The 18,141-nt window shown below is 69.6% G+C and carries 20 protein-coding genes, 1 tRNA gene and 1 riboswitch; of the genes, 12 read left to right on the top strand and 9 right to left on the bottom strand.

Annotated elements, in window-relative coordinates:
- Positions 1–17: 17 nt before the first annotated feature.
- The 4 genes from HCC78_RS08275 to HCC78_RS08260 all read right to left on the bottom strand — a co-directional run bounded on the left by HCC78_RS08275 (position 18) and on the right by HCC78_RS08260 (position 1,750).
- Positions 18–362, bottom strand: coding sequence for a hypothetical protein (locus tag HCC78_RS08275; protein WP_172328286.1), 345 nt, complete (start codon positions 360–362; stop codon positions 18–20).
- Complete coding sequence (locus HCC78_RS08270) at positions 359–763, bottom strand: hypothetical protein (protein WP_172328285.1); 405 nt, start codon at positions 761–763, stop codon at positions 359–361. Before HCC78_RS08270 ends, HCC78_RS08275 begins: the two co-directional genes overlap by 4 nt.
- A gap of 76 nt (positions 764–839) precedes the next feature.
- Positions 840–1,295 carry an Lrp/AsnC ligand binding domain-containing protein gene (locus tag HCC78_RS08265; protein WP_172328284.1) on the bottom strand — a complete coding sequence of 152 codons (456 nt, stop codon included), beginning with the start codon at positions 1,293–1,295 and terminating at the stop codon, positions 840–842.
- Entirely contained in the window at positions 1,292–1,750 is a 459-nt protein-coding gene (locus HCC78_RS08260; protein WP_172328283.1) for an Lrp/AsnC family transcriptional regulator, read from the bottom strand. Before HCC78_RS08260 ends, HCC78_RS08265 begins: the two co-directional genes overlap by 4 nt.
- Positions 1,751–1,886: 136 nt before the next feature.
- On the opposite strand from HCC78_RS08260, the gene ilvC reads away from it, so the two are divergent.
- Positions 1,887–2,909 carry a ketol-acid reductoisomerase gene (gene ilvC, locus HCC78_RS08255; RefSeq protein WP_172328282.1) on the top strand — a complete coding sequence of 341 codons (1,023 nt, stop codon included), beginning with the start codon at positions 1,887–1,889 and terminating at the stop codon, positions 2,907–2,909.
- 782 nt (positions 2,910–3,691) lie between these two features.
- Here the strand turns inward: ilvC and HCC78_RS08250 are convergent.
- From HCC78_RS08250 to xylF, 4 genes are all read right to left on the bottom strand, one after another.
- Positions 3,692–4,150, bottom strand: coding sequence for a YaiI/YqxD family protein (locus HCC78_RS08250; protein WP_172328281.1), 459 nt, complete (start codon positions 4,148–4,150; stop codon positions 3,692–3,694).
- Positions 4,151–4,260: 110 nt separating this feature from the next.
- Positions 4,261–5,031 (bottom strand): ATP-binding cassette domain-containing protein, encoded by a 771-nt coding sequence (locus HCC78_RS08245; protein WP_172328280.1) that lies wholly within the window; start codon positions 5,029–5,031, stop codon positions 4,261–4,263.
- Positions 5,031–6,323, bottom strand: coding sequence for a sugar ABC transporter permease (locus HCC78_RS08240; RefSeq protein WP_172328279.1), 1,293 nt, complete (start codon positions 6,321–6,323; stop codon positions 5,031–5,033). The genes HCC78_RS08245 and HCC78_RS08240 overlap by 1 nt, the downstream gene beginning before the upstream one ends.
- Before the next feature lie 102 nt (positions 6,324–6,425).
- On the bottom strand, positions 6,426–7,454 hold the full coding sequence (xylF, locus tag HCC78_RS08235; protein ID WP_172328278.1) for a D-xylose ABC transporter substrate-binding protein: 1,029 nt from the start codon (positions 7,452–7,454) through the stop codon (positions 6,426–6,428).
- A gap of 143 nt (positions 7,455–7,597) precedes the next feature.
- Between xylF and HCC78_RS08230 the strand changes: the two genes are divergently transcribed.
- From HCC78_RS08230 to HCC78_RS08190, 9 genes are all read left to right on the top strand, one after another.
- Positions 7,598–8,800, top strand: a complete 1,203-nt coding sequence (locus HCC78_RS08230; RefSeq protein WP_172328277.1) for an ROK family transcriptional regulator — start codon at positions 7,598–7,600, stop codon at positions 8,798–8,800.
- The gene (locus tag HCC78_RS08225) at positions 8,790–10,337 is read left to right on the top strand and encodes a CRTAC1 family protein (RefSeq protein WP_172328276.1); all 1,548 of its coding nucleotides are present in this window, start codon (positions 8,790–8,792) and stop codon (positions 10,335–10,337) included. The genes HCC78_RS08230 and HCC78_RS08225 overlap by 11 nt, the downstream gene beginning before the upstream one ends.
- Positions 10,338–10,342: 5 nt before the next feature.
- Positions 10,343–10,438, top strand: a riboswitch (TPP riboswitch).
- 52 nt (positions 10,439–10,490) lie between these two features.
- A complete protein-coding gene (gene thiM, locus HCC78_RS08220) occupies positions 10,491–11,300 on the top strand; it encodes a hydroxyethylthiazole kinase (RefSeq protein WP_172328275.1) in 810 nt (269 codons plus the stop codon).
- 5 nt (positions 11,301–11,305) lie between these two features.
- The gene (gene thiE / locus HCC78_RS08215; RefSeq protein WP_371743798.1) at positions 11,306–11,935 is read left to right on the top strand and encodes a thiamine phosphate synthase; all 630 of its coding nucleotides are present in this window, start codon (positions 11,306–11,308) and stop codon (positions 11,933–11,935) included.
- Positions 11,932–12,750 carry a bifunctional hydroxymethylpyrimidine kinase/phosphomethylpyrimidine kinase gene (gene thiD / locus HCC78_RS08210; RefSeq protein WP_172328273.1) on the top strand — a complete coding sequence of 273 codons (819 nt, stop codon included), beginning with the start codon at positions 11,932–11,934 and terminating at the stop codon, positions 12,748–12,750. Before thiE ends, thiD begins: the two co-directional genes overlap by 4 nt.
- On the top strand, positions 12,747–13,682 hold the full coding sequence (locus HCC78_RS08205) for an ABC transporter substrate-binding protein (protein ID WP_172328272.1): 936 nt from the start codon (positions 12,747–12,749) through the stop codon (positions 13,680–13,682). The genes thiD and HCC78_RS08205 overlap by 4 nt, the downstream gene beginning before the upstream one ends.
- The gene (gene tenA, locus HCC78_RS08200) at positions 13,679–14,362 is read left to right on the top strand and encodes a thiaminase II (RefSeq protein WP_172328271.1); all 684 of its coding nucleotides are present in this window, start codon (positions 13,679–13,681) and stop codon (positions 14,360–14,362) included. The genes HCC78_RS08205 and tenA overlap by 4 nt, the downstream gene beginning before the upstream one ends.
- Positions 14,359–15,081: an ABC transporter ATP-binding protein gene (locus tag HCC78_RS08195; protein ID WP_172328270.1), complete on the top strand. Its 723-nt coding sequence runs from the start codon at positions 14,359–14,361 to the stop codon at positions 15,079–15,081. Before tenA ends, HCC78_RS08195 begins: the two co-directional genes overlap by 4 nt.
- The gene (locus HCC78_RS08190) at positions 15,078–15,803 is read left to right on the top strand and encodes an ABC transporter permease (RefSeq protein WP_172328269.1); all 726 of its coding nucleotides are present in this window, start codon (positions 15,078–15,080) and stop codon (positions 15,801–15,803) included. The genes HCC78_RS08195 and HCC78_RS08190 overlap by 4 nt, the downstream gene beginning before the upstream one ends.
- A gap of 9 nt (positions 15,804–15,812) precedes the next feature.
- Here HCC78_RS08190 and HCC78_RS08185 read toward each other — a convergent pair whose 3' ends face one another.
- Positions 15,813–16,961: an alpha-D-ribose 1-methylphosphonate 5-triphosphate diphosphatase gene (locus HCC78_RS08185; protein WP_172328268.1), complete on the bottom strand. Its 1,149-nt coding sequence runs from the start codon at positions 16,959–16,961 to the stop codon at positions 15,813–15,815.
- Between the two features lie 198 nt (positions 16,962–17,159).
- On the opposite strand from HCC78_RS08185, the gene HCC78_RS08180 reads away from it, so the two are divergent.
- Positions 17,160–17,918 carry a GntR family transcriptional regulator gene (locus HCC78_RS08180; protein WP_172328267.1) on the top strand — a complete coding sequence of 253 codons (759 nt, stop codon included), beginning with the start codon at positions 17,160–17,162 and terminating at the stop codon, positions 17,916–17,918.
- Between the two features lie 71 nt (positions 17,919–17,989).
- Positions 17,990–18,066, top strand: a tRNA-Arg gene (locus HCC78_RS08175).
- Positions 18,067–18,141: the final 75 nt, after the last annotated feature.

Raw genomic sequence — 18,141 nt, 5'->3', positions numbered from 1 at the left:
ACCAGGCGGGCCGACGGCTATTTCACGACGAACTCTTCCAGCAGCGCATTCACCTCTGCCGGATCGGCCCGCTTGAGGGCTGCCCGGATCGCCGCCGCCACATCCCCTGCATATCCGTCCTCCAGGGTCTCCGGGACATTTCCGGCCTGCTGGCGCACCGCAATCTCGGCCCAGGCGAAGGCCGGCAGATCTAGGACGTCTGCAAGAGCCTCCGTCGGCACATTGCCCAGCAGGGAGGGAACGCAAATTTCCACACAGGGCGGGTCGGGTTCATAGGGAAACGGATAGCAGGGACAGGAGTCCTGCGCCTGTGCTGCCATAGGAAACGCGTAGAGCGCCCCACATGCAAGAAACCGGATCATGACTCATCCTTTTTCCTTTTCAGACTGCCGCAGGAAGACCCACCAAAGCAGATAGAAGAACAGCTAGACACCAGGCAGCCACCCGCCCAGGTCAGCATGTCCATCTGTGCCCCGAAATCCCGATTGATCTCAGTGAAGATCTTTCCCGTTGTGACATCATTGCCCGAGGCTTTCGCGATCTGCCACGCAATCGCATTCCGCAGCACCCGGTCGCCGAAATAGATCGACGCCCCGAGAAGTACCCAAGCGGGGAGCAAAAGCAGATAGCCGAGCCGCATGGCCACCGATCCCGGGCTGAGATGGGACGTCCCCACGACCGTCAAGAGCGTGCCGCCCAGCACTGTCAGCGCCCAAGTGACATGTAGCGAAGCGTTGTCCGTTATCGCGGCGATTGCCTGCATGTCCGAAATTCCGTGACCGACACGGGAACGCTATCCGATTTCCGGGACGGCGCAAGACATTGCCCCCTTGCAGGGGCTAGAGCGGCCCGGGCCGCCGCTCCTGGCTGAGGAGCACATTGGCCTCCACCTCGCCGACCGAGGGCAGCACCATGATCCGCCGCCTGAGCACCCGCTCGAAATCCGGCAGGTCGCGGGCGGTGACGATCAGACGGTAGTCGAAACGGCCAAGCACATGATGCACCGCCTGAACTTCGGGGATGGCGGAAATCGCCCGCTCGAAATCCTCCAGCCCGTGGCGGCCCTTCGCGGCAAGCTTGATGCCGAGGAACACCGTGACTCCGAAGCCCAGCTTCTCGCGGTCGAGATCGATCGCCCGGCCGGAGATTGCGCCCGCGTCCTCCAGCCGCCTGATCCGCCGCCAGGCCGCGGGCTGGCTGAGTCCCAGCCGCCGTCCCAGCGCCCCCGCCCCTTCGGTCGCATCCTCGGCCAGCGCCCGCAGCAGCGCCCGGTCGGTGTCGTCCAGCTCGATCACAAGGGCAGGCTTTCGCGTTCGAAGATGGTGGCGACGCGCACCAGCGCCTCGATATCCGCCATGTGCGGCAGGGAAAGGATGCGGTCGCGGTAGAGCCGCTGGTAATCCGCCATGTCCCGCGCCCGGACCGAGAGCCGCAGGTCGACCCGGCCGAGGAATGTCTGGATCTCGGTCACCTCGGGGATCTTGCGCGCCTCCTCCAGAAAGACGTCGAAGGCCCCCGGCACGGTCTTGTCGATGGCGATGCGCAGCGACACCTCCACCCGGTAGCCGAGGGCGTCCCAGTCGATCACCGCCCGCGGCCCGCGGAACAGCCCCGCCTCCCGCATCCGGTCGAGCCGCCGCCGCGCCGTCGCGGCGGAGACATTGGCGCGCTCCGCCAGATCGGCAATGGCGGCCTCCGGCGCGGCCTGGAGCTGGCGCAGCAGGCGCCGGTCGGTGTCATCTGTTTGCATGAATGCGTCGTAGCATTGACCGCGAGCGAATGACAGCGTCAAAATTTCCGCAATACTTGCGAATATTGCAGAGCTCATGCCGCCCGAATGACTATTCTGCCCGGACACGTGACAGCGACAAACCGGAGGAATACCGATGCGCGTCTACTACGATCGCGACTGCGATGTGAACCTGATCAAGGACCTGAACGTGGCCATCCTGGGCTACGGCTCCCAGGGCCACGCCCACGCGCTGAACCTGCGCGACTCCGGTGCCAAGAACGTCGTCGTCGCCCTGCGCGAAGGCTCCCCGTCGGCGAAGAAGGCCGAAGCCGAAGGCCTGAAGGTCATGGGCATCGCCGAAGCCGCAGCATGGTGCGACGTCATCATGTTCACCATGCCCGACGAGCTGCAGGCCGAGACCTACAAGAAATACGTCCATGACAACCTGAAGGAAGGCGCCGCCATCGCCTTCGCGCACGGCCTGAACGTGCATTTCGGCCTGATCGAGCCGAAGCCGGGCGTCGACGTGATCATGATGGCGCCGAAGGGCCCGGGCCACACCGTGCGCGGCGAATACGTCAAGGGCGGCGGCGTGCCCTGCCTCGTGGCGGTCCACCAGAACGCCACCGGCCGCGCGCTGGAAATCGGCCTGTCCTACTGCTCCGCCATCGGCGGCGGCCGCTCGGGCATCATCGAGACCAACTTCCGCGAGGAATGCGAGACCGACCTGTTCGGCGAGCAGGCCGTGCTCTGCGGCGGTCTGGTCGAGCTGATCCGCTGCGGCTTCGAGACCCTGGTCGAGGCGGGCTATGCCCCCGAGATGGCCTATTTCGAGTGCCTGCACGAAGTGAAGCTGATCGTCGACCTGATCTATGAAGGCGGCATCGCCAACATGGACTACTCGATCTCCAACACCGCCGAATACGGCCAGTACGTCACCGGCCCGCGGATCCTGCCCTACGAGCAGACCAAGAAGGCGATGAAAGAGGTCCTGACCGACATCCAGCAGGGCAAGTTCGTCCGCGATTTCATGCTCGAAAACCAGGTCGGCCAGCCGTTCCTGAAAGCCTCGCGCCGTGCCAATGACGAGCACCTGATCGAGGAAACCGGCGCCAAGCTGCGCGGCATGATGCCGTGGATCTCGGCCGGCAAGATGGTCGACAAGACCAAGAACTGAGCCGGCACATCCCGCGCAAGCGGGACCAGCCTGCCGGATCCGCCCGCTCCTGCCGTTGCAGGGGCGGGCTTTTCTTTTCGCCCTGACATTCGCGACATTGCGCACATTTCCCTTTGCAACACCCGGACTTTGAAAAAATGCGCGTTTTTCTTTCCCGCCGCGGCCTTGCTGCTCTCGGCCGGCCTCGCATCCGCGACTGCCGCCGGAGGCGCCATCACCGGCGGCAGCAGCTTCGGCACCGGCAGCTTCGCGATCCTCGACCCGTCCTTCGGTTTCAGCGTCGGGAGCGTCACCTTCCGGCTGCTGCACCTCTTCGCGTCCGACAAGGACCGGAACATTGCCGTCACGTCGAAATCCCGGTCGATATCGGCGCGCCACCGGTTGCCGGCGATGTCGCCGCCGCGCATTGCATGTTCTTCGATCCGGTCAATGACATCCAGGCCGGCTACGCGGATTTCGATGCCGGCATCCACGGCATCGCGACTTCGACCGCCTTCCTGGCGGCCTCCGACTTCCTGCTGCACAACTCTGCAACCCACCTGAACCCGGACTTGCACGGCCTCGAGCCGCACCAGGACACGGCCTGGATCAATCCGGCCCTGCCGACGCGGCTCCGTGCCGAATGGCTAGCATCGACGCCGGGCGATGACGCGAGAGTGTTCGCCAAGCGGTGCGCCCTTGGCGATGCCGCCATCCCGTTGCCTGCCTCCCTGCCGCCGGCATCCCGGACTCGGACTGCCCCGCCTGCGACGCCGGACCGGTTGAGCCCCCATGCGACCGCGTCAGGCGCCTCCCCGCACCGCCTTCGCCATCACCCGGTCGAGTCCCTGCAGGAAGCGCGCCCGCTCGGCCTTGCCGAAGCCCTTGCCGCTGCCCTGGCGGAACGGATCAGCCGCGCGCAGATCGGCCATCAGGTCGCGCGTGGCCAGCCGCCCGCCGATATTGGCCGCGCTCAGCACCTCGCCGTCATGCTGGATCACCTGCGCCCCGGCCTTGATGCAGCGGTCGGCCAGCACCAGGTCGGCGGTCACCACCACATCGCCGGGACCGCAGCGCTCCGCGATCCACTGGTCGGCGACATCGGGACCGTCCGGCACCACGACAAGCTCCACCAGCGGGTTCTGCGACGGCCGCAGCCCGCCATTGCACACCAGCAGCATCGGCACCTTCAGCCGCGTTGCCACCCGCTCGGCCTCGGCCTTCACCGGGCAGGCATCGGCATCGATATAGAGCTTGGTCATGGGCATCCTCCGTCCGGGCTCGTCCCGCCCTAAACGACCGCGACCCGAAGGTCGACACCGGGCGGCAGAAGGGGGGTCAGGGGGGAAACCTCGGTTCCCCCCTGCCTCGGTCACGCCGCGGCGTGCTGGCCCGGGTGCTTGCCGAGGATGATCATCCCCAGCAGGTCGTCATCGGTGACCTTGGCGACGTCCACCGTGCCCACCAGCTGGCCGTTCTTCATCACGCTCGCCCGGTCGCAGAGCTTCATCACGTCATGGATGTCGTGGCTGATCAGGAAGATGCCGATCCCCTGGCGCTTCAGCTCCTCGATCAGCTCCGAGACCATCTGCGTCTCGTGCGGCCCCAGCGCGGCGGTGGGCTCGTCCATGATCAGGATGCGCGCGTTGAAATACACCGCCCGCGCGATCGCCACCGATTGCCGCTGCCCGCCCGAGAGCGCGCTCACCGGGTCGCGGAACTTGCGGAAATTCGGGTTCAGCCGCGCCATGATCCGCGCGGTCTCCGCTTCCATCCGCGCATCGTCCACCAGCCCCGTCGCCGTCACCAGCTCGCGCCCGAGAAACAGGTTGGCCGAGGCGTTCAGGTTGTCGGCCAGCGCCAGCGTCTGGTAGATCGTCTCGATGTTGTAGCGCCTCGCGTCGCGGGGATTGTGGATATGCGCCTCCTCGCCGTTGATGCGGATCGTGCCGCGGTCGGCGTGATAGGCGCCCGAAAGCATCTTGATCAGCGTCGACTTGCCCGCGCCGTTGTGCCCGAGCAGCCCGACCACCTCGCCGGGCCAGAGATTGACGCTGACATCGTCGACGGCGCGGATGCCGCCGAAGCTGATGCACATGTTCTCCATCTCCACCAGCGGAGTTCCAGTCCGGTCGATGGCCATCAGCTTGCTCCCGTGCGCTTGCGGTAGATGATGTCGATCAGAACAGCCAGGACCAGCACGGCGCCGACCACGATGTTCTGGAACGGCGCGTCAACGCCGACCATCGCCATGCCGGACTGCAGCGACTGCATGATCAGCGCGCCGAGGATGGCGCCGTAGATCGTGCCGATCCCGCCCGACAGTGCCGTGCCGCCGATCACCGCTGCCGCGATCACCCGCAACTCGTCCAGCGTGCCGATGTCGTTGGAGTGGTTCGCCAGACGCGCCGAGGCGACCATGCCCGCCAGCGCGCAGAGCACGCCCATGATGGCGAAGATCTTGACCGTCAGCAGCCGCGTGTTGATCCCCGACAGCTCCGCCGCGTCCGGGTTGCCGCCGGTGGCGAAGATGTAGCGGCCCAGCCGCGTGCGCTGCGCCGTAACCGTCATCACGATGGCGATGAAGATCAAGAGCAGCACCGAATAGGGAATGCCGTAGCCTTCGGTGTAGCCTTCCGGCATGGTCTCGCCGCGGGCCTCGAAGATCCGCGCCAGCCGTGCTGAGGGAATGTCATAGGCATTTAGGATGGCGACGAAGCCGAGGATCGCCGCGGCGATCAGCGCGGCCAGCACCACCTCGGCCCAGAGCGGCTTGACCGGCTGGCCGTGCCCCACCTTGGCGCGGCGCGCGGAGACCAGTGCGAAGACCCCCACCGCGGTCGCCGCCAGCCCGACGACCCAGCTGGCCGCCGGGCCGAGCGTGCCGTTGATCCCGCCGAAGGCCACATAGGTCGGATCGAGCGGACCGATGGTCTGGCCGCTGGTCATGTACCAGGCGACGTTGCGCCAGACCAGCAGCCCGCCCAGCGTCACGATGAAGGCCGGAATGGTCAGGTAGCCGACCAGCCAGCCGTTGAAGGCGCCGATCGCGCCGCCGACGGCAAGCCCCGACAGGATCGACAGCCAGGGCAGCAGCGGATGGCCGATCTCCAGCCCCAGCATGTCCGGCAGCCAGCGCGTCTGCATCATCGCCATCACCGCCGAGCAGGTCGCCAGCAGCGAGCCCACCGACAGGTCGATATGCCTCGTGACGATCACGAAGACCATGCCTGTGGCCATGATCGCCACGCTGACCGTCTGGATCGTCAGGTTGAAGATGTTGCGCGCCGTCAGGAAGCGGCCGTCGGTCATCAGGTTGAAGACCAGGCAGACGGCGATGAAGGCGCCGATCATGCCAAGCAGCCGCGTATCGATCTCCAGCGCTTTCAGGAAACCCCGTTTCGGCGCCGCTCCGGCACCCGTCGTTTCGGCCATGACCCGTCCTCCCGGTTCCGCCAGCCTGTGCAGCGCCGGACGGCGGACCGCCCGGCGCGCGGGCAAGGGCCCTCCCCGGCCCCGCCCTATCCGTGGTTCAGCTCAGTTGCAGGGAGCCGGGCCCGCGGTCACGCCCTGGCAGAGCGCATCCTTGGTGATCCAGCCCGCGTCGACCACGACGGTCAGGCTCTCGGCGGTGACAGGCACCGGCTTGAGGAACTTCGCGGTCAGCTCCTTGCCCGAGGGCGAGGTCCACATCTCGGCGCCGTCGATATCGGCCATGGCCGTGCCCCCGGCCATGGCGACGGCGATCTCCGCGGCCTCGCGGCCCAGGTCGCGCGCATCCTTCCAGACGCTGACCGTCTGGGTGCCCAGCGCGATGCGGTTCAGCGCGGCATGGTCGCCGTCCTGCCCCGAGACCGGGATGCCGTCCATCCCCTGCGCCGTCAGCGCCGCCACAGCGCCGCCCGCAGTGCCGTCATTGGAGGCCACGACCGCGTCGACCTTGTTGTCGTTGGCGGTCAGGATCTGCTCCATGTTGCGCTGCGCGTTGGCGGGCAGCCAGCCGTCGGTATAGGCCTCGCCGACAATGGTGATCTTGCCTGCGTCGATCGCCTCCTGCAGCACTTCCTGCTGGCCGCCGCGCAGGAAATCCGCGTTCGGGTCGGTGGGCGAGCCCTTGATCATCACGTAGTTGCCCTCGGGCGCCTCGGCCAGCACCGCGCGGGCCTGCATCCGCCCCACTTCGACATTGTCGAAGGTCAGGTAGAAGGCGCGCGGATCGTCGATCAGCCGGTCATAGCCCACGACCGGGATGCCCTCGTCGGTCGCCGCCTGCACCGCCGGGCCGATCGCCTGGCTGTCCTGGGCCAGGATGATCAGCGCATCCACGCCCTGGGCAATCAGGCTCTCCACGTCGGAAAGCTGCTTGGCCGAGGATGACTGCGCGTCCGCCGAGACATACTCCGCGCCCGCCGCTTCCAGCGCCGCCTTGATCGCGCCCTCGTCGGTCTTCCAGCGCTCCTCCTGGAAGTTCGACCAGCTGACGCCCACGGTGATGTCGGCGGCCAGAGCTGCCGTCGAGACAGTCGCGGCCAGCACCGCCAGAGCGGTGGTCCTGAATGTGTTCATGATGTCCTCCCGTTGCGGCGCCGCCCGGACTCCCCTCCGGTTGAACGCCTGCCCCATCGCTAGCAGAGTTAAATTCGGGACGCAAAATAAATTCTGGCTCCCGCCGCGGAATCCCGCCATCCTGCATCCAGGGAGGACGGCAGATGATCCGAGACCAGCGCAGCCAGGGGCGCCACGCCATCCTGGGCGAAATCCGCCGCGCCGGGTCTATCGCCCGGGTCGATCTCGCGCGCCGCACCGGGCTCAGCCAGGCGACGGTGACGGCGATCACCGCCGAGCTGATGGCCGCCGGGCTGATCGAGGAAAGCGCCGCGCTGGTGGCCACCGGCGATGCCCGCCGCGGCCGTCCGCGGGTAGGGCTGCAGATCCGCGGCGCCGCGCATCTGGTGGCAGGCGCCAAGGTCGCCGACCGGACGATCTCGGCGGCGGTCGCGGATTTCACCGGCCAAGTGCTCGGCGAGGCGGCGCTGCCCCTCACGGCGCAGGTGCAGGCGCCCGCGGACCTGGCGCGCGATGTCGCCGCCGCGGTGGAGGCCGCCGCCCGCGCCGCCGGGCACGGCATGGCCGAGGTCTCGGGGATCGGCGCGGCGCTGGCCGGGATCGTCGATGCCGAGGCGGGCGTGGCACGCTGGTCGCCTGCGCTCGACGCCCGCAACGCGCCCTTCCGCGCCGCGCTGGAGGAGGCCTCCGGCCTGCCTTCGTTCATCGACAACGATGCCAACCTGGTGGCCATGGCCGAGCTCTATTTCGGCGAGGGCAAGGGGATCGACGACTTCCTTGTGGTAACCGTGGAATCGGGCGTCGGCCTCGGCATCGTGCTGGGCGGCCGCATCTACCGCGGCACGCGCGGCTGCGGCGCGGAATTCGGCCATACCAAGGTGCAGATCGACGGCGCGCTGTGCCGCTGCGGCCAGCGCGGCTGCCTCGAGGCCTATATCGCCGACTACGCGCTGCTGCGCGAGGCGGCGCTGCGTCCCGGCCAGCGCGCGGGCGAGCCGCAGGCGGACATGGAGGCGCTGCTGGCGCAGGCCCGCGCGGGCGAGCCGATGGCGGCCAGCATCGTCGCCCGGGCCGAGCGGATCTTCGCCATGGGGCTGGCCAACCTGGTCAACATCTTCGACCCGCAGCTGATCATCCTCTCGGGCGAGCTGGCGCAGCACGACTACCTCTATGACGAGAAGGTCATTGCAATGGTTGCGGGCCAGACCGTGCAGGTCGGCGGTCCCCCGCCCGAGATCCGGGTGCACCGCTGGGACGACCTGATGTGGGCGCGCGGCGCAGCGGCCTATGCGATCGAGGGACTGGCGGCGCGGGCGCTGGCGGGGCTGGGCGAAGATGCGGCCTGAACTGCTCCTCTGCCTGCTCGCCCTGCCCGCGGCGGCCGATCCCCGGTTCCAGCCCGTCGCGGTGCCGGAGCATGTCTATGGCGGCGGCTGGGAATTCTTCACCGGCGGCGGCGTGGCGGTGTTCGACTGCGACGGCGACGCCCTGCCCGAGATCGCCGCGGCCGGAGGCGAGACCCCGGCCATGCTGCTGCGGAACCGCGGCGGGATGCGCTTCGAGGCGGAGACGCCGGAGGCGCTGGCGGTCACCCGGGCGACCGGGCTCTATCCGCTCGACATCGACGGCGACGGCCGGACCGACCTTGCCGTCCTGCGCGCCGGGCCGGACCAGCTGCTGAAGGGCGGGCCGGACTGCAGCTTCGTCCCCTTCGATGACTTGGGATTCGGCAGCGGCGACCATTGGAGCACCGCCTTCTCCGCCACTTGGGAGCCGGGTCGGAGCCTGCCGACGCTGGCCTTCGGCTCCTATGTCGACCGCGCCGATCCGGACGGACCCTTCGAGGCCTGCGACGCCAATTTCCTCTACCGTCCCGAAGGTGGCCGCTACGGCCCGCCCCTGCCGTTGGAGCCCGGCTTCTGCGCGCTCTCGATGCTGTTCTCCGACTGGGGCGGCGGGCGCGCCGACCTGCGGGTGTCCAACGACCGGCATTACTATGTCCGCGGCGGGCAGGAGCAGATGTGGGCGATGGAGGAGACCCCGCGGCTCTACGGACCGGAGGATGGCTGGGTGCCGTTCCAGCTGTGGGGCATGGGCATAGCCTCGCGCGACCTGTCCGGCGACGGACGGCCCGAGGTGATGATGACCTCGATGGGCGACCAGCGGCTGCAGGAACCGGTGCCCGGCGCCACCGGCCCCGCCTATGTGGACGTGCCCTTCGCGCGCGGCACCACCGCACACCGCCCGCATGCCGGGGCCGACGGGCGGCCCTCCACCGGCTGGCATGTCGAGTTCGGCGACATCGACAATGATGGGCGGGACGACCTGTTCATCGCCAAGGGCAATGTCGACCAGATGCCCGACATGGCGATGGAGGACCCGAATTCTCTGCTCCGCCAGCAGCCGGACGGGACCTTCCGCGAAGTGTCGGTCGCCGCGGGCGTGGCCAGCCCGGCGCGCAGCCGCGGCGCCGCGCTGGCCGATCTGGACCTGGACGGACGGCTCGATCTCGTGGTTTCGAACCGCCGCGCGCCGCTGGAGGTCTGGCGGAACGTGACGGAGGAAAGCGGCCATTGGCTGGCCGTCACGCTGCGCCAGCCCGCCCCGAACGCCGCTGCCGTCGGCGCGAAGATCGAGCTGCGCCTCGCAGACCGCACCGTCACCCGCGAGGTCACCGTCGGCGGCGGCCATGGCGGCGGGCAGCTGGGCCCGCAGCATTTCGGGCTGGGCGATGCCGCGCAGGTGCAGCTGCGCGTGCTCTGGCCCGACGGCACGGCCTCGCCCTGGCAGGCCGCCGCCGCCGATGCCGCCGTCACGGTGACTCATCCCGGCCATGCCCCACAGGCGATTTCCGGGGGTGACATTCCCGCGCCGAGGCCTTAGCGTCGCCAAATCGACAGGGGCGTCCCGCAATGCGGGGCTGAGAAGCACCCTTTGAACCTGAACCGGATCATGCCGGCGGAGGGAGTCGCTTCGACGCTGCCGGGGACTGCCCCGCGCATCGTGAGCCTCCCCGAAGCCGGTTGGGAGGCGCCTATGACCGCTCTGGACGAAACCCTGGCCACCACCCCGGCCGAAGCGCTGTCGCGCCTGCGCGCGGCCACGCCGCTGGTGCAGTGCATCACCAATTTCGTCGCGATGAACTATGCCGCCAATGTCATGCTGGCGGCGGGCGCCTCGCCCGCCATGGTGCATGCGGCCGAGGAAGCCGGCGAATTCGCCGCCATCTCGGGCGCGCTGACCGTCAATATCGGCACGCTCAGCCCCGATTGGGTGGCAGGCATGACGGCGGCCGTCGACGGCGCAAATGCCGCCGGGGTGCCCTGGGTGCTCGACCCGGTCGCCTGCTTCGCCACCCGCTACCGCGGCGCGGTCAGCCGCGACCTCGCCGCGCGGAAGCCCGCGATCATCCGCGGCAACGCCTCCGAGATCCTGTTCCTCGGCGGCGGATCGGGCAGCGGCAAGGGCGCGGATGCCGGCGACCCGGTGGCGGCAGCCTCGGGCGCGGCCCGCGCGCTGGCCGGGCAGGTCGGCTGCGTCGCGGCGGTGACCGGGCCCGAGGACTTCCTCACCGACGGCACCCGCGCGCTCTGGATCATGGGCGGCGCCCCCGTCATGCCGCTGGTTACCGCGACGGGCTGCGCGCTCACCGCGCTGATGGGCGGCTATGCCGCCGTCGCCCAGCCGTTCGAGGCGGCGCTTTCGGCGCTGATGCATTTCGCCGTCGCGGGCGAGCGCGCCGCCACGCGCGCCGCCGGGCCGGGCAGCTTCGTCCCGGCCTTCCTCGACGCGCTGTCGGCCGTGCAGCCCGGCGACATGGGGCTCGACCGGGTGCGCATGGCATGAGGGCGATCGACCTGTCAGTCTACCTGGTGCTCGATCCCGAGCTCTGCGCGCAGATCGGCATGATCGAGACCGCCGTCCGTGCAGTGGCCGGCGGGGTCACGGCGGTGCAGCTGCGGGACAAGACGGCGCCGCACGCGGAATTCGTCGCCACGGGGCGCGCGCTCAAGGCTGCCCTGGCCGGGACCGGCGTGCCGCTGATCGTCAACGACAATGTCGCCGCCGCCATCGAGATCGGCGCCGCGGGGCTGCATGTCGGCCAGGGCGACATGCCCGCGCACGAGGCGCGGATGCGCATCGGCCCGGACATGATCCTCGGCATCTCGGTGGAGACGCCGGACCATGCCGCCGCCATCGATCCCCGGCTGGTGGACTATGTCGGCGCCGGGCCGGTCTTCGCCACCGCGACCAAGCCCGGCCATGCCGCGCCGACGGGCTTCGCCGGACTGGCGGAGATCATCGCCGCCTCCCCCGTCCCGGCCGTCGCCATCGGCGGGGTGAAGCACGGACATGCGGCCGAGGCCGTCGCCGCGGGCGCGCAGGGCCTGGCCGTGGTCTCGGCCATCTGCGGCCGCCCCGACCCGGCCCGCGCCGCCCGCGTGCTGGCCCATGCCATGAAGAAAGCGAGGGACGCATGATCGCGAATGTCCTGTCCATTGCCGGGTCCGATCCTTCGGGCGGCGCCGGCATCCAGGCCGACCTGAAGGCCTTCGCCGCGCGCGGCTGCTACGGCATGGCCGCGCTGACCGCGCTGACCGCGCAGAACACCCGGGGCGTCGCCGGCGTGCATCTGGTCCCGGCCGATTTCGTCGCCGCCCAGATCGCCGCCGTCTTCGCCGATGTGCGGGTCGATGCGGTGAAGATCGGCATGATCGCCACCGCCGAGATCGCCGTCGCCGTGGCCGATGCGCTGGAGCCCCATGCCGGCATCCCGGTCGTGCTAGACCCGGTGATGGTGGCCAAGGGCGGCGCGTCGCTTCTGGCCGACGAGGCCGTCGCGGCGCTGCGCGCGCATCTCCTGCCGGTCGCCACCCATGTCACGCCGAACCTGCCGGAGGCGGCGGTTCTGCTCGACGCGGCGGAGGCCGCCACGCGGGAGGAGATGCTGGCCCAGGGCCAGGCGCTGGCCCGGCTCGGCCCGGCCTGCGCCATCGTCAAGGGCGGCCACCTGCCCGGCGGCGAGAGCCCCGACCTGATGGTCTCGGGCGGCTCTGCCCGCTGGTTCGAGGGCAAGCGGACGCCAACGAAGAACACCCATGGCACCGGCTGCACGCTCTCGGCCGCCCTGGCGGCCGAGCTGGCCAAGGGCGCGGAAGATGCCGCCGCCTTCGCCGCCGCGAAAATCTATGTCGCCGGGGCCATTGCCGCGGCGGACCAGCTGTCCGTCGGCCACGGCCACGGACCGACCCACCATTTCCACGCGCTCTGGCGCACCCCGGAGGAGACCGCATGAAACACCTTCTGATGACCGCCGCGCTGCTGGCAGGCAGCCCGGCCCTCGCCGCCGACCGCATGACGCTGATGCTCGACTGGTTCGTGAACCCGGACCACGGCCCGATCATCGTCGCCGAGGAGCTGGGCTATTTCGAAGAGGCCGGCCTGGATGTAGAGATCATCGCCCCGGCCGATCCCTCCGACCCGCCGAAGATGGTCGCTGCGGGCAAGGCCGACCTCGCCGTCAGCTACCAGCCGCAGCTGCACCTGCAGGTCGCCGAGGGCATGCCGCTGAAGCGCGTCGGAACGCTGATCGCCACGCCGCTGAACTGCCTGCTGGTGCTGCAGGACGGGCCGATCGGAAAGATCGCCGACCTCAAGGGCAGGAAGATCGGATTTTCCGTCGCGGGCGTCGAAGAGGCGGTGCTGGGCCAGATCCTCGGGGCGGCCGGGCTGACGCTGGACGATGTCGAGCTGGTCAATGTCAACTGGTCGCTGTCGCCTGCGCTGATGGCCGGCCAGGTCGATGCGGTGATCGGCGCCTACCGCAATTTCGAGCTGAACCAGATGGAGATCGAGGGCGAGCCCGGCCGCTGCTTCTATGTCGAGGAGGAAGGCCTGCCGACCTATGACGAGCTGATCTACGTGGCGAATCCCGAGACGATGGACGCGGACATGATCCAGCGCTTCCTCGGGGCCACGGAGAAGGCGGCGCAATACATCGTCAACCACCCAGGGGAAGGCTGGGAACTGTTCTCGGGCACGGCGAAGGAACTGCAGGACGAGCTGAACGAGAAGGCCTGGGCGGATACCTGGCCGCGCTTCTCGGTGACGCCGGCCGGGCTCGATTCCGGGCGCTACAAGCGGTTCGAGTCCTTTCTGCACGACGCGGGCCTGATCGACGAAGTGCGCCCCGTGAGCGATCTGGCGATCGACCTGGGCGCCCAATGAGCGCGCCGGATTACGGGCGCGCCTTCGCCGCCTGGCGCGAGGCCTGCGGCGGCGACTGGACGGCCTATGTGCGCCATCCCTTCGTCGAGGGGCTGAAGGACGGGACGCTTCCGCAGGCGGCGTTCCACCACTACCTGGTGCAGGACTACGTGTTCCTGATGCATTTCGCCCGGGCCTGGGCGCTGGCGGTGGTGAAATCCGAAACGCTGGAGGAAATGACCACCGCCGCCGCCACCGTGAACGCGCTGGTCGGGATGGAGGCGCAGCTGCATGTCCGCACCTGCGCGCAGCTGGGCATCACCGAGGAGCGTCTGTTCTCCACGCCGGAGAGCCCGGCGAACCTGGCCTATACCCGCTATGTCATGGATGCCGGGATATCGGGGGACCTCTGCGACCTGCTGGCGGCGCTGGCACCCTGCGTGCTGGGCTATGGCGAGATCGGCCTCAGGCTCGGCGAGGAGGCCGGCGATACGCCCTATGCCGAGTGGATCGCGACCTATGCCGGCGACGGCTACCAGCAGGTCTGCCGGGAGGTGGGAGCGACGGTCGACGCGGCGCTGGAACGGCGTCTGGGCACGCCCTTCGCGGCAGCACCGCGCTGGGAGCGGGTGACGGAGCGGTTCCGGATGGCGACGAAGCTGGAGGCCGGGTTCTGGCAGATGGGGCTGGACCTCGCATGAGCGCGCCGGGGCTGCAGGTGACAGGCTCGGCCTGGCTGGGCGAGGCGCCGCTGTTCGAGGGTCTCGATTTCCGCGCCGTGTCCGCGGGCTGGACCTGCGTCCTCGGGCCTTCGGGCGTCGGCAAGTCGACGCTGATACGGCTGGTCGCGGGGCTGGACACCGGGGCGCGCTTCGAGGGCAGGGTCGCGGCCTCGGATGGCGCGCCGCTGGCCGACCGCGTGGCCTGGATGGCGCAGCAGGACGACCTGCTGCCCTGGCTGACGGCCGCGCAGAATGCCGGGCTGGGCGCCAGGATGCGCGGAGGACGGGCGGACCCGGCCGCCGTCGGCGCCCTCCTGGCCCGCGTCGGGCTGTCCGCCCAGTCTGCAAGGCGGCCGGCGCAGCTTTCGGGGGGGCAGCGGCAGCGCGTGGCGCTGGCGCGCACGCTGATGGAGGACCGCCCCGTCGTGCTGCTCGACGAGCCCTTCTCGGCGCTCGACGCCAGGACCCGCGCCGAGATGCAGGACCTGGCTTTCGAGATGCTCGCCGGACGCACCGTGGTGCTGGTGACCCATGATCCCGGCGAGGCGGCACGGCTGGGCGCGCATATCTGGCTGATGGGTCCCGACGGTCTGTCGGAGGTGGAAGTGCCGGAGGCCCCTGCGATCCGGGCGGTGGACGATCCCGGCTGCCTGAAGGTGCAGGGCGAGCTCTTGAAGCGGATGAGGGCGGCGGCATGAAATACCTGGTGCCCACGCTCGCATTGCTGGCGCTCTGGCAGGGGATCGTCTGGCTCGGTGACATGCCGGCCTTCATCCTGCCCTCGCCGCTGCGCGTGGCCACGGCGCTGTGGTCGAATGCCGGGCTCATCCTGCAGCATGCGGGCGTCACCCTGGCCGAGGTCCTGGCCGGGCTGGTGCTGGGCGCGCTCCTCGGCGCGGCGACCGCGCTGGCCATGGCGGTGTCGCCCTTTGCCCGCAGCCTGATCCGTCCCGCCCTGGTGCTGACCCAGGCGCTGCCGGTCTTTGCCCTCGCCCCGATCCTGACGCTGTGGCTGGGCTACGGGCTCTGGTCCAAGGTGCTGATGGCGGTGCTGATCATCTACTTTCCCGTGGCCTCGGCCTTCTTCGACGGGCTGATGCGCACGCCCGCAGGCTGGCTCGACCTTGCCCGCGTCATGGGCGCGCCGAAGCGCAGCGTGCTGTGGCACATGCGCGTGCCCGCAGCGATCCCGTCGCTGGCCTCGGGGCTGCGGCTGGCGGCGGTCTATGCGCCGATCGGCGCGATCATCGGCGAATGGGTCGGCGCCAGCCAGGGTCTGGGCTACCTGATGCTGCTGGCCAATGGCCGCGCCAAGATCGACCTGATGTTCGCCGCGCTGATCGTTCTGGCCGCGATGACGCTGCTCCTTCACCGGGCCGTCGGCTGGGCCTGCGACCGGGCGGTGGCGCGGATGGGCTGAGGCGGCCGATCAGGCTACCTGCCGCCCGCCGCACCAGACGCCGCGGATCACCGGCACGCCTTCGTCGGTGACGCGGAACCGCAGCAGGTCGGCGCGCAGCCCCGGCGCCAGCCGCCCGCGGTCCTCGAGCCCGAGCGCCCGGGCCGGCGCCTCGGTCACGGTCGCAAGCCCGCGCGCCATGTCGTCCCAGTGCCGCCCCAGCATCACCGCCCCCATGAGCAGCGCCGCCGGCACGTAGTCCGAGCTGAGGATGTCCAGGAGCCCCGCCTCCGCCAGGTCGATCGCCGCGACATTGCCCGAATGCGAGCCGCCGCGGATCAGGTTGGGCGCCCCCATCATCACCGCGATGCCGTGCCCGCGGCAGGCGGCCGCCGCCTCCGCCGTGGTGGGGAACTCGGCCAGCCGGACACCCTGCGCGGCGGATTCGGCGACATGCGCTCCGGTGGTGTCGTCATGGCTGGCCAGCACCGCGCCGAGCGCCCGCGCCCGTGCCACTGCACCCGCCAGGTTGCCCGGGCCGATCTCGTCGCGCAGTTCGACCAGGAAGCGGCAGTAGCGGTCGAACCCCTCGCGGTCGAGGCCCATGTATTTCTTGGTCCAGATCTCGAATTTTGCCGGATCTGCAAACTGCCTCTGCCCCGGCGTATGGTCCATCAGGCTGATCAGGCGCACGCCGTCCGCGGGACCGAAGCCGTCGAGCTCGGCCAGCAGCGTCTGGGTCGGCACCTCCGCCCGCAGATGCAGGAAATGGCCGATCTTCAGCGCGCCCATGTCGGCCATGGCCAGGATCTCGTCGCAGAGCTTGCGGGCGTATTCGCGGTAGCCGGTATCCCGCCCGGGATAGGTCAGCGTGCCCACCCGCACCGCGTCGAAGACGGTGGTGATCCCGCAGGAGGCCAGCTCCGCATCATGAGCCATGACCGCAGCCTGGTGCGGCCAGTCGACGCCCGGGCGCGGCGCGATGTGCCGCTCCAGGTTGTCGGTATGCAGCTCGATCAGGCCCGGCGCGAGGATGTCGCCCTCGCAATCCACCGCGCCCGCCACCCCGGCGGGGCCTGTTTCCACCGCATGGATGCGGCCATGGCGGACCGCCAGATGGCCCTCGGCCATCCGTCCGCCCAGCGGCAGGCGTACATTGGACAGGATGAGATCGGTCATCGGCAGGTCCTGCTGCGCAGCCGGGACGGCCCGTGTCCCCTGCCCTGACTGCCAAGCCCCGGACGGCTTGTCCAGAGCGGGACACAAGCGACGGTTGACTTGTCGCAAGGACGCGGGCCACGTAGCATGATACCCGAAAATCGGTGTGGGACCCGCGAGTTCCGCGGAGATGAGGGCAGCTTCGGGCTGTGGCGGCACATGGGCAGGACGAGCATCTGGGGCGGGATCGCCGATGACCTGAAGGCGGACATTCTCGGCGGGCGCTACCGCCCGGGAGAGAAGCTGCCGACCGAGTCCGAGCTGGCGCGGCATTTCGGCGTGAACCGCCACACGCTGCGGCGGGCGATCGCGGCGCTGGCCGAGGACGGCCTGGTGCGCAGCCAGCGCGGCTCCGGCATATTCGTGCGCCCCCGCCCGGTCACCTTGCCGATCGCGGGCGGGCTCGACCTGCCGGACCACCTGGCCCGGGCCGGGCACGAGCCGGAGCGCCGCCTCGACAGGCTGTTCCGCCGCCCGGCCAGCACCGCGGAGGCCGCCCTGCTGAAATGCGCCCCCGAGCAGGAGCTGCTCTGCTACGAGACTGTTCTGCTGATCGGCGGCAACCCGTTCTGCCTGTGCCGCGACCTGTTTCCCGACGGCCGCCTGCCCGGCATCGCCGATGCGCTGGAGGGCCGCGTCTCGATGCGCCAGGTTCTGGAGAGCTGCGGCGTGCGCGCGCCGGTGATGCGCAGCGTGCGTGTCTGCATCGATCCGCCCGATCCCGCGATGGCCATCCGCCTCGGCCAGGTCGAGCCCGGGCCGATCCTGCATACGATGGCGCTGATCGAGAACGCCTCCGGCGAGGCGGTGGATCTGAAGGAATACTGGGTCGATGCGGCGAGCGCCTGCCTGAGCTTCACCCGGGCGGAGCTCGACAGCGCGCCGGATGCGCCGCTGCTCTCGGCCTGCTGCCGCTAGGCCCGGCATCCGGGCGCGGCAAGAATCGCCTTTGCCCCTTCGCCGCGGCTGGTGTAACGAGGACGGGAACCGGCCCCTTAGCTCAACTGGATAGAGCACGGTCCTTCTAAGTCCGCGGTTTCAGGTTCGAGTCCTGAAGGGGTCGCCATTCTGCTGCTCGATGCATGTTCTGCCCTTTCTTTTCAGTGGGTTGCGGAAGCGTGTCCCAATTCTGGGAAGGTGT

Source organism: Mangrovicoccus sp. HB161399, assembly GCF_013184745.1.
Taxonomy (GTDB): domain Bacteria; phylum Pseudomonadota; class Alphaproteobacteria; order Rhodobacterales; family Rhodobacteraceae; genus Mangrovicoccus.
Note: the sequence above shows the minus strand (reverse complement) of the source record. Positions and strands in the feature narration are given on the sequence as shown.

Excerpts from the sequence above, each read along its gene's own strand:
- HCC78_RS08275 (WP_172328286.1), bottom strand. The coding sequence starts at position 362 with ATGATCCGGTTTCTTGCATGTGGGGCGCTCTACGCGTTTCCTATGGCA.
- HCC78_RS08270 (WP_172328285.1), bottom strand. The coding sequence starts at position 763 with ATGCAGGCAATCGCCGCGATAACGGACAACGCTTCGCTACATGTCACT.
- HCC78_RS08260 (WP_172328283.1), bottom strand. The coding sequence starts at position 1,750 with ATGCAAACAGATGACACCGACCGGCGCCTGCTGCGCCAGCTCCAGGCC.
- ilvC (WP_172328282.1), top strand. The coding sequence starts at position 1,887 with ATGCGCGTCTACTACGATCGCGACTGCGATGTGAACCTGATCAAGGAC.
- HCC78_RS08250 (WP_172328281.1), bottom strand. The coding sequence starts at position 4,150 with ATGACCAAGCTCTATATCGATGCCGATGCCTGCCCGGTGAAGGCCGAG.
- HCC78_RS08245 (WP_172328280.1), bottom strand. The coding sequence starts at position 5,031 with ATGGCCATCGACCGGACTGGAACTCCGCTGGTGGAGATGGAGAACATG.
- HCC78_RS08240 (WP_172328279.1), bottom strand. The coding sequence starts at position 6,323 with ATGGCCGAAACGACGGGTGCCGGAGCGGCGCCGAAACGGGGTTTCCTG.
- xylF (WP_172328278.1), bottom strand. The coding sequence starts at position 7,454 with ATGAACACATTCAGGACCACCGCTCTGGCGGTGCTGGCCGCGACTGTC.
- HCC78_RS08230 (WP_172328277.1), top strand. The coding sequence starts at position 7,598 with ATGATCCGAGACCAGCGCAGCCAGGGGCGCCACGCCATCCTGGGCGAA.
- HCC78_RS08225 (WP_172328276.1), top strand. The coding sequence starts at position 8,790 with ATGCGGCCTGAACTGCTCCTCTGCCTGCTCGCCCTGCCCGCGGCGGCC.
- thiM (WP_172328275.1), top strand. The coding sequence starts at position 10,491 with ATGACCGCTCTGGACGAAACCCTGGCCACCACCCCGGCCGAAGCGCTG.
- thiD (WP_172328273.1), top strand. The coding sequence starts at position 11,932 with ATGATCGCGAATGTCCTGTCCATTGCCGGGTCCGATCCTTCGGGCGGC.
- HCC78_RS08205 (WP_172328272.1), top strand. The coding sequence starts at position 12,747 with ATGAAACACCTTCTGATGACCGCCGCGCTGCTGGCAGGCAGCCCGGCC.
- tenA (WP_172328271.1), top strand. The coding sequence starts at position 13,679 with ATGAGCGCGCCGGATTACGGGCGCGCCTTCGCCGCCTGGCGCGAGGCC.
- HCC78_RS08195 (WP_172328270.1), top strand. The coding sequence starts at position 14,359 with ATGAGCGCGCCGGGGCTGCAGGTGACAGGCTCGGCCTGGCTGGGCGAG.
- HCC78_RS08190 (WP_172328269.1), top strand. The coding sequence starts at position 15,078 with ATGAAATACCTGGTGCCCACGCTCGCATTGCTGGCGCTCTGGCAGGGG.
- HCC78_RS08185 (WP_172328268.1), bottom strand. The coding sequence starts at position 16,961 with ATGACCGATCTCATCCTGTCCAATGTACGCCTGCCGCTGGGCGGACGG.
- HCC78_RS08180 (WP_172328267.1), top strand. The coding sequence starts at position 17,160 with ATGGGCAGGACGAGCATCTGGGGCGGGATCGCCGATGACCTGAAGGCG.